General features: G+C 69.1%; 16 protein-coding genes and 1 riboswitch. Of the genes, 4 read left to right on the forward strand and 12 right to left on the reverse strand.

Features of this window, described 5'->3' with window-relative positions; translation table 11 throughout:
* Positions 1-67: 67 nt before the first annotated feature.
* Positions 68-574 carry a hypothetical protein gene (locus tag ACFYST_RS05645; protein WP_387640205.1) on the reverse strand — a complete coding sequence of 169 codons (507 nt, stop codon included), beginning with the start codon at positions 572-574 and terminating at the stop codon, positions 68-70.
* 110 nt (positions 575-684) lie between these two features.
* Here ACFYST_RS05645 and ACFYST_RS05650 point away from each other — a divergent pair, with 110 nt between their 5' ends.
* Complete coding sequence (locus tag ACFYST_RS05650) at positions 685-1,110, forward strand: nuclear transport factor 2 family protein (protein ID WP_387860195.1); 426 nt, start codon at positions 685-687, stop codon at positions 1,108-1,110.
* 24 nt (positions 1,111-1,134) lie between these two features.
* Here ACFYST_RS05650 and ACFYST_RS05655 read toward each other — a convergent pair whose 3' ends face one another.
* From ACFYST_RS05655 to ACFYST_RS05690, 8 genes are all read right to left on the reverse strand, one after another.
* Positions 1,135-1,653 carry a ferredoxin gene (locus tag ACFYST_RS05655; protein WP_387860198.1) on the reverse strand — a complete coding sequence of 173 codons (519 nt, stop codon included), beginning with the start codon at positions 1,651-1,653 and terminating at the stop codon, positions 1,135-1,137.
* A gap of 79 nt (positions 1,654-1,732) precedes the next feature.
* Complete coding sequence (locus ACFYST_RS05660) at positions 1,733-2,770, reverse strand: CU044_5270 family protein (protein ID WP_387860200.1); 1,038 nt, start codon at positions 2,768-2,770, stop codon at positions 1,733-1,735.
* Positions 2,761-3,291, reverse strand: coding sequence for an RNA polymerase sigma factor (locus ACFYST_RS05665; RefSeq protein ID WP_387860202.1), 531 nt, complete (start codon positions 3,289-3,291; stop codon positions 2,761-2,763). Before ACFYST_RS05665 ends, ACFYST_RS05660 begins: the two co-directional genes overlap by 10 nt.
* A 273-nt stretch (positions 3,292-3,564) precedes the next feature.
* Entirely contained in the window at positions 3,565-4,380 is an 816-nt protein-coding gene (locus tag ACFYST_RS05670) for a hypothetical protein (RefSeq protein ID WP_387860204.1), read from the reverse strand.
* Positions 4,381-4,396: 16 nt separating this feature from the next.
* Entirely contained in the window at positions 4,397-5,302 is a 906-nt protein-coding gene (locus ACFYST_RS05675) for an aldo/keto reductase (protein WP_387860207.1), read from the reverse strand.
* Positions 5,299-6,489, reverse strand: a complete 1,191-nt coding sequence (locus ACFYST_RS05680) for a cupin domain-containing protein (protein ID WP_387860209.1) — start codon at positions 6,487-6,489, stop codon at positions 5,299-5,301. Before ACFYST_RS05680 ends, ACFYST_RS05675 begins: the two co-directional genes overlap by 4 nt.
* A gap of 14 nt (positions 6,490-6,503) precedes the next feature.
* Positions 6,504-6,638 carry a hypothetical protein gene (locus ACFYST_RS05685; protein ID WP_350530026.1) on the reverse strand — a complete coding sequence of 45 codons (135 nt, stop codon included), beginning with the start codon at positions 6,636-6,638 and terminating at the stop codon, positions 6,504-6,506.
* A gap of 84 nt (positions 6,639-6,722) precedes the next feature.
* Positions 6,723-7,208 (reverse strand): ATP-binding protein, encoded by a 486-nt coding sequence (locus tag ACFYST_RS05690; protein ID WP_387860212.1) that lies wholly within the window; start codon positions 7,206-7,208, stop codon positions 6,723-6,725.
* A 148-nt stretch (positions 7,209-7,356) separates the two neighbouring features.
* Here ACFYST_RS05690 and ACFYST_RS05695 point away from each other — a divergent pair, with 148 nt between their 5' ends.
* Positions 7,357-8,706, forward strand: a complete 1,350-nt coding sequence (locus tag ACFYST_RS05695; RefSeq protein WP_387860214.1) for a hypothetical protein — start codon at positions 7,357-7,359, stop codon at positions 8,704-8,706.
* Positions 8,707-8,708: 2 nt separating this feature from the next.
* On the opposite strand, the gene ACFYST_RS05700 is transcribed toward ACFYST_RS05695, so the two are convergent.
* The 3 genes from ACFYST_RS05700 to thiC all read right to left on the reverse strand — a co-directional run bounded on the left by ACFYST_RS05700 (position 8,709) and on the right by thiC (position 12,493).
* The gene (locus ACFYST_RS05700; RefSeq protein ID WP_104817385.1) at positions 8,709-9,242 is read right to left on the reverse strand and encodes an NUDIX hydrolase; all 534 of its coding nucleotides are present in this window, start codon (positions 9,240-9,242) and stop codon (positions 8,709-8,711) included.
* A 189-nt stretch (positions 9,243-9,431) separates the two neighbouring features.
* Positions 9,432-10,517 (reverse strand): DUF4365 domain-containing protein, encoded by a 1,086-nt coding sequence (locus ACFYST_RS05705; RefSeq protein ID WP_387860218.1) that lies wholly within the window; start codon positions 10,515-10,517, stop codon positions 9,432-9,434.
* Positions 10,518-10,696: 179 nt separating this feature from the next.
* The gene (thiC, locus tag ACFYST_RS05710) at positions 10,697-12,493 is read right to left on the reverse strand and encodes a phosphomethylpyrimidine synthase ThiC (RefSeq protein ID WP_387860220.1); all 1,797 of its coding nucleotides are present in this window, start codon (positions 12,491-12,493) and stop codon (positions 10,697-10,699) included.
* A riboswitch (TPP riboswitch) is annotated at positions 12,489-12,622 on the reverse strand. Its footprint overlaps the gene before it by 5 nt.
* Before the next feature lie 148 nt (positions 12,623-12,770).
* Here thiC and ACFYST_RS05715 point away from each other — a divergent pair.
* Entirely contained in the window at positions 12,771-12,971 is a 201-nt protein-coding gene (locus ACFYST_RS05715; protein ID WP_387640186.1) for a hypothetical protein, read from the forward strand.
* A gap of 184 nt (positions 12,972-13,155) precedes the next feature.
* Positions 13,156-14,652, forward strand: a complete 1,497-nt coding sequence (locus tag ACFYST_RS05720; RefSeq protein WP_387860222.1) for a flotillin family protein — start codon at positions 13,156-13,158, stop codon at positions 14,650-14,652.
* Positions 14,653-14,725 lie beyond the last annotated feature (73 nt).

Below are 14,725 nucleotides of genomic sequence, written 5' to 3' on the forward strand. Positions count from 1 at the left end.
CCGTCACCACGCTACCGGCCGGTCGGCCCTCGCGACGGCCGACGAGTCCCCGGGCCGCCGAGCACGGTCAGAGGTAGTCGAAGTAGCGGATCCACCACTCACAGGGGAGACCGTCCCCGTAGTACGAAGCGAATCCCTCGTTCACCCCGTCGTACGGTCGCGTGAGCAGTTCCTCCGGGAGTACGACGTAACCGAGTTCGGTGAGCGCCCGTTCGACCGCTTCCAGGTCGGCGGGGGCGAGCGCTCCCTCCTCGACTGCCTCGGCGGTGTCGGTGTAGACGCCGGGGTTCTCGGCAGCGATCACCGCCATCGATCCGAAGTTGCTCACCGAGACGACGATCTGCTCGCCGAGCTTGGTCGCACTCGCCGGTATCTCCACCCTTCCGTGCAGACTGGCGTCCTGCACGTGCCGGTCGGCCCAGCACGGGGCGGCGAAGTCGGCTTCCAGCCGCTCCACCAGGCGGTCGAAGAGCGCCCTGGTCGCCCTGTGGTCGTAGCCGGGCGGGAACTCCGGCGACTCCGGGGCGTCCAGCCGGCGGAGAAGAGCGATCAGGTCCGCTTCGGTGCGCAGCATCCGCCCATGATGGCAGGGCAGTTGGGCAGCGAGACACCGGCCCTGCCCGCCGGGTGACCACGTCCGAAATCCGCCGGTCGCGCGCCGCGCGGCCGCCTAGCCTCGTGGTCATGTCTCAACGTAGCCGCGACATCGTTCAGCACGCGTGGAAGGCGTTCGCCAGCCACGACGCGGACCGGATCTCCGCCGTCTTCACCGAGGACGCCGAGTGGCTGGCGCCGGCCGGGAACGCGACGGCCGTCGCGCTGGACTGCCCCAGCCACATGATCGGCAGGGCGGCGATCGCCCGGTTCCTCGCCGAGGACTTCGGCCGCCTGTTCGTCCGGGACGTGGACGTCGCGTTCCGCGGGTTCCACGCCGACGGCGACCGGGTCGTCGTCGAGGAGACCATGACCGCGACGCTCGCCAACGGCAACCACTACGCCAACGACTACTGCCTGGTCTTCGAACTCCGCGACGGCCTGATCCACCGCGTCCGCGAGTACATGGACACGGCCCGCGGCCACCGCATGGTCTTCGGCGACAGCGGGAAGTGACGCCACGCCTCGGGGTGCTGTCGGCTACAGCTCGGGCAGTCGCCCGCCGGGGGCGGGAGACCTGCCTTCCTCCAGCCAGTGGAGGTAGATCCGCAGGTCCGTCGCGAGGCTGCCGGCCAGGTAGGTCTCGTAGTCCCGGACGGCAGCGGTCACTCCCTGCCCGGCCCAGTCGATGCCGTCCCAGTCATGGTCGGCGAGGTACTGCGAGATCCGGCCGCGGTCTCGCCACCACTCCCGGACCGTCTCCGGTGTCCAGTGCGCGTCGCCGTCGCAGCCGTAGCCGAGGAACGGGTCACAGTCGGCGGCTTCGACCAGCCGGGCGACCTCCGCCGGGATCCGGGGCTGGCGGTAGACGTACTCGCTCAGGTACTTGCCCCCGTAGAGGACGTGCTGGGGCGCGGAGATCCGGCCCGTCCGGCAGGTGTCGGTCTCGCCTCCGTAGAAGGGCCCGGGGACGTTCAGCCAGAGGCGGTCCTCCCAGCGGCCGCGGAACACCTCGCGGTCCTCGCCGAGCACCGGCCCCGGGTCGAAGTAGAGCGTCACGGGCCGAGCATAGGGCGCTGGGCCACCGCGAGGCTCGGGGCCGAGCGCCGTCCCGCGTTGGACGGGACGGCGCTCGCCCTCAGCTGGCCTCGGCCGCCGGGGTGGTCCCGGCCCGGTCGACCACGGCGCGTGTCTGCACGGCTGTGGTGGCCAGCAGGGTGCCGGGCTCCGGGCTGTCCGCGGTCCGGTTCACCTGCACGCTCCTCTCGCCGAGGAAGTCCAGAGTGGTTTCGTCGAAGATCCATTCCGTCCGGCTGCCGGTCACCGGATCCAGGCGGGCTACGGCGACACCGTGACGGCCGAGCGCATCCGCCACGTCCGTGGCGAGCACCACGCCCGGGATCTGCTGTGCCGCCCGGTACAGGGCGGCGGCGAGCTTCGGGGGGAGCAGGGACTCGCTCGCCAGGTCGCCGATCGCCGTGAACGCCTCCTGATCAGGGCTTGTGCCCATGCCGCCGGTCTCCGCGTGGATGCGCTGCAGGAGGGCCGTCGGATCCGTCGGCAGGGATTCGAGGTAGCGGTAGGTGGGCGCGTTCACACTCGGCGCGGGGTTCGGCGCGAGGTCGTGCCGGCCGTCGCCGTGGAGCATCTTGTCCCACAGGCTCTTCGGCACGTCCTCACGGAGCAGTCCGGGCCGGCTCCCGTCGACGGACAACCAGACCCGGCGGGTGTGCGGCTGCTGCATCGACCACGCCCACGGGGAACCGGTGCCCGGTCCACCGCTGGTCCTCATGAAGGCGACCTTGCTCTCGACGTAGACGTACTTCCCGTCCCCGACCGACAGGTCGGGCTTCTCGGCGGCCGCGTAGGAGATCCGGTCCAGCAGGCCGATCGCGTCGGCGGTCGTGCCGGTGTGGAGAGCGACGACAGGTGCCGGCCCGGTCTTGTCGGGGTCGGTGCCGACGACGATGACTGCCGCGACCACGGCGGCCGCGAGAAGCGGAGCCGTGATCACCAGCCGGCGGGGCCGTCGGGCGGTCCTGCGGGGCACACCCGTGAAGAGCGGGGGGTGGGCCGTGATGCGTCGAAGCTCCCGTTCGGCCCGCTCCAGGTCCACTTCGGTCCCGGCCGGGTCTGCCGGCCGCATGAGGCTCTGCACCTCTCGGGTCACACGCATGGCATGTCCTCCTTGTCGTGGTCGCTCACAACGGGTTGCTGGGCGAGCAGGCGGCGCAGCCGCGCACGGGCACGGTGCAGCCGCACCGAGCAGGTGGCGGGGGAGCACCCGAGGGCGGCTGCCGCCTCGGTGATGGACAGCCCTTCCCAGCCGATCAGCGCCAGCAGTTCCCGATCGTTCTCGCTGAGCGCGGCCCAACCCCGGCGGACCGCGTCCTGTTCGGAGACCTGGACCCCCACGTCGCGCGCCGACAGGTCATCGGCGGCGGTGGCCAGGGCGTTCAAGTGGTCGGCGCGCGCCCGGGCGCGGTGATGGCCGGCCACCATGTTGCGGGCGATCGCGTACAGCCAGGGCAACGGCCGGCCCCGGGGCACTCGGTCGAACCCTTGCCATACGGCGGCGAACACCTCGCCGGCTATGTCGGGGGCGGTTTCCGCTCCGACCCTTCGCCAGGCATACCGCAGCACCGCCACGTAGTGGGCCGTGTACAGCGCACGGAACTCCTCCGCATCACCGCTCACCCTCGCTCCCCAGTTAGGCATTTGATGCCCTGTCTGTGCGATTCGGCCCGCACTTCTTACAGGTCGATCGGAAGATTTGCCCGCGGCCGGGCTCCGACGGGTCGCACGGGCCGCCGAGGCGCTCCCGGAACGCGGAGCCGCGCGCCGCCGGATTGCCGCCCGCCGCTCCTGTCTCGCGCCCCGCTATGGACGGCCCCACGCGGGCGGTGCGGTGCTCGGAAGCGCCGAGTGCCCCAGCACCAGCAGGGTGCAGGGGCACTACAGGCTTGGCTCTCAGGCCAAGATCTCGGACGTGATGGGCGCCGGGGGCTTCACGCCCGTGAGTTCGGTGGCTCGGGCCCCGAGGTGTGGCGCCAGTTCGGGGTACCAACCGCGAGCTACTGCTTGCAGCATCTCGGCCAGGGCTGCGAGTTCGCCGATGCGGCCGACGGGAGTGTCGAGCACCGGGGCAAACTCGGCTCGGACCCGGGCAGCCACGTCCGGGACCAGCAGGCTGTTGGCGTGCAGGAGACCGGCGTCGTAGCCGACCGGAACCAGGCCCCACCGCTCCCAGTCGAGGATCACCAGCGGGGCCGTGATGTTGCCCCAGTGCAGGTCACCGTGGCCGGTGGTCCGCTCCACCTTCCCCGGACCGGGAATCCCGAGGAACTGCGGGAACGCCTTCTCGATCCAGCTGTCCCGGATCGTCGTCCGTACCCCGGTCGCCTGGCCCAGTCGCGCGAGAGCACGACGCAGAGTGCTCCACCACTCGTCGGACAGGCCGGGGTCCTGGTCCAGGTCCGGGCGATGGGGCGAGACCACCGGGTGGGGGATGAAGTCGAGGACGTCGGCCGCGTATGCGTAACTGCCCTCCGTCCAGTCGAGCACGTCGTGCAGCTTCGGTCGCGGCACGTCGTCCGGCACGCGCACCGAGGCCCCGACAGTGCCCTCCCCCTCCTTCCGCCCGAAGTTCGCTGCTGCCGTGGCCGAGACCCGGAGCCAGCGGTCTCCGGCCTGCCGGCTGAGCGTGCATCCCTGGAATCCCCAGACCGGACCGCCGGTACAGGTCAGCCCGAGGTACTTGGCCGCCGTCTTGTGTACGGCCTCCATCCGGACTCTGGTCTCCTCATCCGGTGGCGAGTGCATCGATCACGCTCCTGACTCGGTCAACGGGCAGCGGCTCTGCGAGCGCCTTGGCCGCATCGTCCCAGTGCGCAGCTGTGCTCGCCGAGAGGAGCACCACATCCAGGCCGGGGCAGGACGCGGCGACGAGCACGGCAGCGGCCGGGGCAGTCAGGCCCGGCCTGATGAGGTTCACCAGTTCGGGGGTCATCAGCGCAGGCAGTTCCCCGCCGTGCAGCGGGGCGGACCCGAAGGTGGTCACCCCGGCCGCGTGGGCCTCTGCCAGCGGCCCGGCGCCGTCGAGCGCTTCCGCGATCGGGTCAGCCATGACGAGACTGACCGGCAGTTGGATGGCGTTGAAGTGGTGGTGCGGCGATCCGGCCGCTTCCTGGGCGAGCGCCAACAGCCCAGGGACCGAGAACGTGCCGTCGTTCAGCCCCGACCAGGTCGCTACCCCGTAACCACCGATGCGCCCGCTGTCAGCGATGTACTCCAACTCGGCGAAACACTGCCTCAGTTGGCGAAGAGCCGCGTCCTTCCCGAGTCGACGCACGGCGTGCTCCGGATTGTGGACGAACACGATGTCCGCCCGCCCGAGCGCACGGAGGGAGTCCTCCGTCTGCCACCTCACGAAGGCCGGGGAGAGGCTGTGTCCGTGGACGGCTGTTGCCTCGGTCAGTTGGCCAGCCTCGACAGCGGCACGCCGCTGGGCTCCGTTGTGGAACCCGGTCTTGGTCGCCACCAGAGCATCCGGGTACTCGGCGAGCACGGGGGCGAGATCGAGATGGGCCTGTCCGTGGCCGTAGTTGGGAGCCGTATCGACCCACAGCGCTCCGGCCCCGAGGGCAGTGTGCGCCGCCTGGCGACCAGTGCGAACCCGGTACGTGCCCAGCCCGAGCGCCGCCGTCACAGCGCCGCCCAGACGACTGAGGCGGCCTGGCCCTCGATGAGGACGGAGAGAGTCGAAGCCACGTCCTTGACCTCCAAGCCCGCCGCCTCCGCCAGGACGCCGAGCGCGGCAGGCTTGCCGCTCAGCAGGGCACGGAGCATCGGAGCCGCCTGCCCGGCGAAGTCCCACGCGGTTCCGGCTGCCGCGAGCGTGACCGTGCCCTGGGCGTCGTTCTCAGTGAGCTTCGCGCGGGGAGCGGTCAGCCGAACCATCACGTCGGCGCGGTCCGGCAGACCCTCGACGTACGGCAACGAGGTGGCCGCGCGACCGTAGTGGGTGGTGTCCACCGACTCAGTCCACCGGCTCACCAGCCCGGGATCGGTCAGTTCGGCCAGCATCTCCGAGCGCAGGCCGTCCACGAAGGCCGCCTGCTCACCCGGCGAGGCGAACCGAGGAACATCGAGCCGCAGCGCAAGACGGGACCGCAGCTGATCCACCACCCAGGTCAGCAGGTCCGCCCCCGTATGGGTCACCAAGCCGAAGGTGAGGTGCAGCGAAGCCGTTCCCTGATCTGCCGTGACCGCATGCCACCAACCACGGGGCAGGTAGAGGACGTCACCGGGGTGCAGCACGAGGTCAGCGACCGGATCTCCCTCCGGTGGCTCAGGGGACTCCACGTCCCGGAAGGTCGGCGCGGTCCGAGTCGGCCCGTACAGCTTCCACCGCTTGGCCCCGTACATCTGGACCACCACCACGTCGTGGTCGTCCCAGTGGGTACCGAAGCCTTCCCGTTCGGTCCACGAGGCGTAGGCGTTGACCTGCACCAGCGTGCCGAGGAACCGTTCCAGGGCCTCGGCGGCGGTCCCGATCGGGGGGTGGATCTTCTCGATCGAGTCCAGGACGAGCGAGGCGCCTTCGGCCAACCGGGCGTGCAGCTCGGCCGGTTGAATGCGGTGCCAGGTCACGGAGCGCCGGGTGGTGACCGGGAGCGCGTACCGGTGCAGGGGCAGCATCTCGCCGTCCATGGACAGTCGGAGTCGCGGGGGCTCCAACCGCTGGGTGGCGAGGATGTTGTTCAGGTCGTCCCAGGACAGGAGGCCGGCGACGTCGGCGGCCTCCCCGGGGAAGACGGCGTAGGAGCGGTTGAGCGTCTGGGCGAGGAACGTGTCCCCGCCCAGACGCGCCGCCCACGAAGCAGCGTCACGCATCGTGGGCGGCCTTATCAGTCGTTGCCGTCGGAACGGCCGCTGCTGACGTCGGACGGCTGCTCGGTACGGGCCCGCGCAGCGGTGATCTTCCGAGCGGCGACCACGAGGCCGCCCTCAGCGGCCGGGGCCGCCGGAGTGTCCTGCACCATGACGTGTTCCTCTCTGTTGGGACAGTCCCGCCGGGGTTCCAGCGGGAGAATTGGGAGGTGGCAACAGCCACCAGGGCGGAACGATCAGGTTCGGACGAGCGGCGTGGCGCGGACCTGGGCGGCGTTGACGAGGACCGCGAGACGCCTCTCCCCCGTCACCAATTGGTCGGCCGCGACCTCGAACCACACGACTTTGCCGATCCCGGCCGGGTACCAGTCCCAGGAGTGCGCGAGCCCCGCAACCAGGAGGAGCCCACGGCCACCGGTGACCGTGTCCTCGGCGGCCTCTCGGTCAGGGAGACGCAAGCTCGAATCCTCAACCTCCACCCGCAGGCGTTCACCGGTCCACCTGACGGTCACCCGGCATCGCTCCTTGGTGTGCTCGATGGCGTTCGTCAGCAGCTCGTCCGCGCACAGCTCGACGTCCCGCAACGCGCCGTCCGACAGCGGGACTTGCCAGTACTCGGCGATCTTCCTGATCAAGTGACGCGCGTGCGGGACAGCGGCAGGATCGGGCTCGACATCCCAGCCCTGAGGGGTGGGGAACACGGCAGTGTCGGTGAGGCTCATGCGCACGGGCCGCCTTCCTACTGGTCGAGTGCCCCGGGCTTTCCCGGTGGACTCACAGGATTGCCGGGCAGCCCGTTCCCGATTAAGGCCAGCGTGTGTACCCACCATGGGTAGACTCGCGGTCTGCTATCCCACGTGACACTGAGCGATGATCAACCCGGTGGTGGGGGTGCCGGACATGACCGACTCCACGGCGTCACCGGGGCTGCCAAGCCGACTACTTGCCGATCCTGAGATGGTCGCGGCCTGTGCCGCGCGAGACTTCGCGCTGATCTTCCAACTCGCCAAGCGCAAAGGCGGGTTCCATGCCTCACGGATCGCGCGGGCATGCGAGCTGACGCCCAGCAGGGTGGGTGAGGTCATGAACGGCAAGCCGAAGATCACCAACATCACCGTGATCGAGCGCATCGCAGACGGCCTGATGATTCCGGGGCACCTGCTCGGCCTCGCCGCTCGGAGCTGGGAACTCCCCGCGGCTCCCCCAGCGGGCCAACCGGCCCCGATCCCCCGGCAGGCAGCAGACTCCTTGCCCTCGGAATCCCCGCCGCCCAGCACCGGGTTGGACGAGATCCTCGCCCTCGCAGCTGGCACCAGAGTCACGCCCACCGTCCTGCGCTCACTGCAAGCGTCGATCGAGGACTATTGGCGACGCGACGACGAGCACGGCGGCGAAGCCCTCCGGCCAGCGGTGATCGGCCAACTCAGGTACGTAAAAGGCATACTGCACGACACCGTCGAACCCAACTTCCGGCGAAGCCTCCACGGCATCGCAGCCGAACTCGCACGACTGACCGGCTGGACCTACTTCGACGCACGGCAGTACAGCACCGCTCGGGGGTACTTCGTCGAGGCACTCCGCCTGGCGCGCGAGATCGACGACCGCCCGTTCGTCGCCAACGTCCTGGCCTGCCTCAGCCTCCAGGCGACCTACCAGGACCAGGCGAGGGAGGCCATCACGCTCGCTCGGGCTGCCCAGGACAGCGCCCGCCTCTCCGGTGGCACTCCCAGGTTGATGGCGATGCTGTCCATGCGCGAGGCGTTCGGCCACGCCACCGAGCACGACCAGGAGGCAACGCACCGTGCGATCAACGAGGCACTCCGCCAGTTCGAGCGGATCGACCCGACGGACGACGATCCGGCGTGGGTCCAGTACTTCGACCGCACCAAACTGACCGTTGACACCGGCATCGCCCTCGGGCAGTTGGGCGACGCCGAGGCCGCCGAACCACTCATCGCCGAGGCCCTACAGGGGGAGGCAGCAGCCAACCACCGGGGGCGCGCCTTCCACACATTCTGGCTCGCCCGCACTCAACTCCAGCGTCATGAAGTCGAGTTAGCTTGCGCGACGGCAACGGAGGCACTCAATCTCGCGGCGGATGTGGAGTCGCCCAGGGTGCTCGCCCACCTCCGGGAATTCAGCGAACTACTACACCCGTACCAGAGCGCGCCGATCGCCTCGGAGCTGGTCCGCAGGATCGGCGCGTTGGCGACTCGGTGACGTCAGAGGCCGGCCTCATCCAGCAGCAGGTAGAGCACGCCGACCAGCGTGCCGCTGCTGACGATCTCGCGGCGGTCGATCATGCCGCGCAGGTCGGCCAGCGGAATCCACTCGATGCGGTCCGACTCGTTGCGCTCGGTCGGCGGCCCCACGTACTCGACCGCGTCGGCTCGGAAGACGAAGTGCTCGGAGTCCGTGATGCCGTTCGCCGGTTGGGCGTAGATGAGCGGCTTGATCTCCCCGGTCTTCCAGCCGGTCTCCTCAAGCACCTCACGCGCGGCGGCCTCGGCGGGTGTCTCGTCGGCTTCGATCAGGCCCATGGGCAGCTCCCAGGCCCACGAATCAGTGATGAAGCGGTGCCGCCACATCATCAACACCTGCTTCTCAGCGTTCACCAAGGCGGCGACCGCGAGGTGCCGCAGCTTGACCACGTGGTGTTCCCACCGGTGCCCGTCGGGCTGCTCGACATCAGCTAGCCACAGGTTCACCCATGGGTTCTCGTAGATCGGACGTTCCCCGTGGATCTTCCACTGCATCGCGACGGCCCCTCTCGGTGGACCCTCAGCATGTCAGACGGAGCTGGTTGGGCAGGTAGGTTCCGAAAAGTTTGCGTCACACTGACGAATATGGACCTCGAAGCGGTCGCAAGGTCAGTGCACCCGCCGACTCCAGCACTGCCCCCGGGGCCCCTTTGCTTTAAAACGGGGCATCTCCGGCGATGCGCGCTAAGCATCACTCTTTGGGACTCCCGAAGGATACGCTGCCCGCAACCTCCTTCTCCGGTCTCGCTCCTTGGCCGCATAGTGCCCACCGAGATACAGAATTGCCGCCTGAGCAATAGCGGGCATAATGTCAATGAAAATCCACCGGAAAGTAGGATTGACAGGCCAGGCAGATGTCTGCTCCCCTATGCCGATATAGAGACCCAACATCAGGAGGAACTGGGCCGACCACAGAAGGGGCCGCGCACTCTTCCTTCGCGGCTCCTTGACACTGGCCAGGTACAGGTAGGACAGCGTTCCAAAGTAGCAGACGAGCCAAAGCCACCCATTTCGCAGCCACTCCCCACCGCTCTCAAGCTCCGCTGCGCGATACAAGCCCGGACCGGCGAGAGCATAAGCACAGAGCATCGCGGCATAGAGGCACGCCTTCAGCGCCCGACCATCGAACTTCGGATTCCGTTCATGGAAATCGACAGACGGCACACCCAGAACGTACGGCACACCACCAATCGGCACGTCAACGTCAGATTTCGCATCACCCAGCCGCCCCAAGATTGAACCGATCGATGAGCGAATAGATGGAGGCGGCCGGTATCCTGTGCGGTCATTTTCCGATATGAATCGGGACACTTTAAAGATGAAGAGGTGAATTGTCTCCGAATCAAGGATCGCATCTTCGCCGATCGGAACGCTCTTCGGAGTCCTGCCCAGACTGACCTGATCGAGAAGGAATTCACTCATGTTGACCCAGAAGAGCTTTTGCAACTCGGGATCGTAAACAACGCCAATGACGGGGATTCGACTCAGGGTCCAGTCTCTGATGTGCCTATCGCATCGGATGCCGTATCCGACGGGACGTCGATATGTTTCACCGCTCTTTATCTGAACAGCCACAATCTCGCCAGTTCGCTCTCCGCCCCTGGTGAGACTCAGGTAACAATCCTCGCCGTGATCGTTCCCGCCATCGATCTCTTGGACGATGTGGCCGGCGGACTCCATCAGAGAGCGGAACTGGTTCACTCCCGCTCGTTCGAGCACCCGCGTGCTGCGCACCTTGGTCAACTCAGCCCCCTGCCAGTTCGGCTCCAACCACCGTCATCCTAAGAGCCGGTGCTGACAGGGCGTCCTCATTGAGTCACTGACTGTCCCGGTGATCTCCACCCCCCGCTACGGGCACGGCATCGCCTGAGAAGTCCCGCCAACAGGCAAAGCGCCGCGCCGGGAGACCCCCTCCTGCCTCCCGGTGCGGCGCCGTTCTGTGTCGGCCGTCAGTCGGCCAGGGGGAGATAGACCCGATTTCCCTGGGCCGCGAACTCCTCGGACATGGCCTTCATGCCCTCGACGGCGGCCTCGTCGTACTCCGGCGAGGCGGCGCCGTTGCCGAACTTCTCATTGATGGTTTTGCTGATCTTCATCGAGCAGAACTTCGGGCCGCACATGGAGCAGAAGTGCGCGGTCTTGGCGGGCTCGGCGGGGAGGGTCTCGTCGTGGAATTCGCGGGCGGTCTCGGGGTCGAGGGCCAGGTTGAACTGGTCCTCCCAGCGGAATTCGAAGCGGGCGTCGGAGAGGGCGTCGTCCCAGGCCTGGGCGCCGGGATGGCCCTTGGCGAGGTCGGCGGCGTGGGCGGCGATCTTGTAGGTGATGACGCCGGTCTTGACGTCGTCGCGGTTGGGCAGGCCGAGGTGTTCCTTGGGGGTGACGTAGCAGAGCATCGCGGTGCCCCACCAGGCGATCATCGCGGCGCCGATGCCGGAGGTGATGTGGTCGTAGCCGGGTGCGACGTCGGTGGTGAGCGGGCCGAGCGTGTAGAACGGGGCCTCGTCGCAGATCTCCTTCTGCAGGTCCATGTTCTCGCGGATCTTGTGCATCGGGACGTGTCCGGGGCCTTCGATCATCACCTGGACGTCCTTGGCGCGGGCGATCCGGCCGAGCTCGCCGAGGGTGGTGAGTTCGGCGAACTGGGCCTCGTCGTTGGCGTCGGCGATGGAGCCGGGCCGCAGGCCGTCACCGAGCGAGAAGGTGACGTCGTAGGCGCGCAGCAGGTCGCAGAGTTCCTCGAAGTGCGTGTAGAGGAAGTTCTCCTGGTGGTGGGCCAGGCACCAGGCGGCCATGATGGAGCCGCCGCGCGAGACGATGCCGGTCTTGCGGCGGGCGGTGAGCGGCACGTACCGGAGCAGGACGCCGGCGTGCACAGTCATGTAGTCGACGCCCTGCTCGCACTGTTCGAGGACGGTGTCCCGGTAGACCTCCCAGCTGAGTTCCTCGGCCCGGCCGTCGACCTTCTCCAGTGCCTGGTAGAGCGGGACGGTGCCGATCGGGACGGGGGAGTTGCGCAGGATCCACTCGCGGGTGGTGTGGATGTTGCGGCCGGTGGAGAGGTCCATGACGGTGTCGGCGCCCCAGCGGGTGGCCCAGGTCATCTTCTCCACCTCCTCCTCGATGGAGGAGGTGACGGCGGAGTTCCCGATGTTGGCGTTGATCTTCACCAGGAAGTCGGTGCCGATGATGGCCGGTTCGCTCTCGGGGTGGTTCACGTTGACCGGGATGACGGCGCGTCCGCGGGCCACCTGCTCGCGGACGAACTCCGGTTCGAGGCCTTCCCGGAGCGCCACGAACTCCATCTCTGGGGTGATCAACCCGCGCTTGGCGTAGGCGAGTTGGGTGACGGCTTCGCCGTCCCTGGCGCGCAGCGGGCGGCGTGGGCGGCCGGGGAAGACGGCGTCCAGGTTGCGCAGGTCGCCGCCGCGCGGCGCGGTGTGCTTGATGCCGTCGTCCTCGGGGCGGGCCTCGCGGCCCTGGTACTCCTCGACGTCGCCGCGCTGCCGGATCCATCCGTCGCGCAGGGCGGGCAGTCCGCGGCGGACGTCGGTGGGCAGGTCGGGGTCGGTGTACGGGCCGGAGGTGTCGTACAGCGGGACGGTGCGGCCGTCGGTGAGGTGGACCTCGCGGTAGGGGACCCGCAGGTCGGGGCGGCTGCCTTGGCGGTAGGCCTTGCGCCAGGCGGGGGTGGGGTACCCGGTGGCGGCCGACTCGCGGGCAGACTGGTACTCGGAAAATGCGGTCATCGGACCTTCAACTCCCTACGCCGGCATTACCCGGTCAGGTTCCTGCGGTCGGCGCAGCAGGTGGTACGCGGGCCCGCGTACCGTCAGCGCCCTCTCAGCCCGGTGCTCCGAGCTCCCGTTCCGCGCAGGCGTCGTCCGCCTGCGTTCGGTTCCTCACCGTAGGGCACGTCACGGCGCCGGTCCAGGGCGCACTCCCGCGCCCGGGCCTCCCCCTGCGGGCAACTCCCGCGTGGGCCCGAGCTGTTCACGCCCCGTACGGGGTGGGAGAATCGTGCGGGTGATCGGACTGACGGGGCGGGTGACAGGGCGGATCGGCGCGGGCCTGGTCGGCGAGGTGATGGTGCACGTGCCCGAACGGCTGGGCACCGAGGCGTTCCTGGCGTACCGCGCCACACCGGGCGAGCCGCTGCAGCCGGGCACCATGGTGGTGGTGGTCGAATATCAGCCACCGCGCACGGTGTACGTCGAGCCCTTTTGATCGCACGTCAGACGGCCTCCACAAACCTGTCGCAACACTTTTGAGACAGTGAGAGTTCCCACCGTCCAGACCCTTCCCCCCTGATCCGGAACGGCGGAGAATGCGGCTGCCGCCGGTTTCCGCGCCAGTTCTGCACGACCCAAGCGCAGCACGGGACCGGTGTGCTCCTAAGGGGGGATTGCCGATGTTGGTCGGCATCGCAGGCGGCGCCGTCGCAGGCCTCGTTCTGCTGATCGTTCTTTTCAAGCTGATGTGGCGCGTGGCGGAACCCAACGAGGCGCTGGTGATCTCGGGTTCCAAGCACGGCGAGGGTCTGGGCTTCCGCGTGGTGACCGGGCGGGGCACCTTCGTGGTGCCGGGCGTCCAGGCGGTGCGCCGGCTCTCGCTGGACCTGAACGAGGCCGCGCTGGACGTGGAGTGCGTGACGTCGCAGGGAATTCCCGTGCACGTCAAGGGCGTTGTGATCTTCAAGGTGGGCGACGACCCGGTGTCGATCGCCAACGCCGCCCGGCGTTTCCTGGACCAGCAGAAGATGATGGGCCAGCGGGTGCACAACGTGTTCGCCGGCCACCTGCGGTCCATCGTCGGTGGGCTGACGGTCGAGGACATGATCCGCGACCGCGAGCGGCTCACCGGTGAGACCCGCTCCGCCTCGGGCATCGAGATGGAGAAGCTCGGTCTGATCATCGACTCGCTGCAGATCCAGGAGATCCTGGACCCGACCGGGTACATCACCAACCTGGCCGCGCCGCACGCCGCAGCCGTCCAGCGCGACGCCCGGATCGCCGCCGCCGAGGCGGACCGACGGGCCACCGAGGCCGAGCAGGAGGCGTTCGCCCGCAAGGCCGAGGCAACCCGCAACTCCGGCATCCAGCAGGCCGGTTACCAGGCCGAGATGGACACCGCCGCGGCTCGTGCGCTGCAGGCCGGCCCGCTCGCGCAGGCCGCCGCCCGGCAGGAGGTCGTGGTCCAGGAGACCAAGGTCGCCGAGCTGGAGGCGCACCGCAAGGAGCAGCAGCTGCAGGCGGACGTCCGCAAGCCGGCCGACGCCCGCGCGTACGAGACCCGCACCAAGGCCGAGGCCGACCGTGACGCCCGGATCTCCGCCGCCGAGGCGCTGTCCCGGGAGACCGAGCTGAAGACCGCCGCCGAGGCGAACCGGGTCAAGGTCGCCGCCGCGGCCGAGGCCGAGGCCACCAAGGCCCGCGGTCTGGCCGCGGCCGAGGCCACCCGGGCCACCGGTGAGGCGCAGGCCGCCGCCGAGGCCGCCAAGGGTCTGGCCGAGGCGGAGGCGGCCCGGGCGAAGGGTCTCGCCGAGGCGGAGGCCACCCGGGCGCAGGGCCTGGCCGAGGCCGAGGGCATCAAGGCCCGCGCCGCGGCGCTGGCCGAGAACCAGGAGGCGGTGGTCGCCCAGCAGCTCGCCGAGAACTGGCCGGCCATCGTCCGGGCCGGCGCGGACGCGTTCGGCAACGTCGAGCACATGGTGCTGCTGAACGGCGCCGAGGGCATGTCCGAGATGTTCGCCAAGGCGCTCACCATGGGCGGGACCGGCCTCGGCCTGGCCCGCCAGCTGCTCACCGCGATGTCCCCGGCAGCTGAGAACGGCGAGGCCACCAAGGCCGCTGCCCCGGCAGCCGCCGCTCCGGCGCAGGTCATCCCGATCGAGGCCGACAGCAAGTAACTCACCTCAGCGACAGCTGAGTTCCGCCCGGGCGAGGGAACAACCTCCCCGGGCGGCCCCATGCCCGCCCTCC

Source organism: Kitasatospora sp. NPDC004614, from assembly GCF_042873675.1.
Classification (GTDB): Bacteria; Actinomycetota; Actinomycetes; order Streptomycetales; family Streptomycetaceae; genus Kitasatospora.

Coding starts and splice junctions, on each gene's coding strand:
- ACFYST_RS05645 (WP_387640205.1), bottom strand. CDS start 574: ATGCTGCGCACCGAAGCGGACCTGATCGCTCTTCTCCGCCGGCTGGAC.
- ACFYST_RS05650 (WP_387860195.1), top strand. CDS start 685: ATGTCTCAACGTAGCCGCGACATCGTTCAGCACGCGTGGAAGGCGTTC.
- ACFYST_RS05660 (WP_387860200.1), bottom strand. CDS start 2,770: ATGCGTGTGACCCGAGAGGTGCAGAGCCTCATGCGGCCGGCAGACCCG.
- ACFYST_RS05670 (WP_387860204.1), bottom strand. CDS start 4,380: ATGGAGGCCGTACACAAGACGGCGGCCAAGTACCTCGGGCTGACCTGT.
- ACFYST_RS05680 (WP_387860209.1), bottom strand. CDS start 6,489: ATGCGTGACGCTGCTTCGTGGGCGGCGCGTCTGGGCGGGGACACGTTC.
- ACFYST_RS05685 (WP_350530026.1), bottom strand. CDS start 6,638: ATGGTGCAGGACACTCCGGCGGCCCCGGCCGCTGAGGGCGGCCTCGTG.
- ACFYST_RS05690 (WP_387860212.1), bottom strand. CDS start 7,208: ATGAGCCTCACCGACACTGCCGTGTTCCCCACCCCTCAGGGCTGGGAT.
- ACFYST_RS05695 (WP_387860214.1), top strand. CDS start 7,357: ATGATCAACCCGGTGGTGGGGGTGCCGGACATGACCGACTCCACGGCG.
- ACFYST_RS05700 (WP_104817385.1), bottom strand. CDS start 9,242: ATGCAGTGGAAGATCCACGGGGAACGTCCGATCTACGAGAACCCATGG.
- thiC (WP_387860220.1), bottom strand. CDS start 12,493: ATGACCGCATTTTCCGAGTACCAGTCTGCCCGCGAGTCGGCCGCCACC.
- ACFYST_RS05720 (WP_387860222.1), top strand. CDS start 13,156: ATGTTGGTCGGCATCGCAGGCGGCGCCGTCGCAGGCCTCGTTCTGCTG.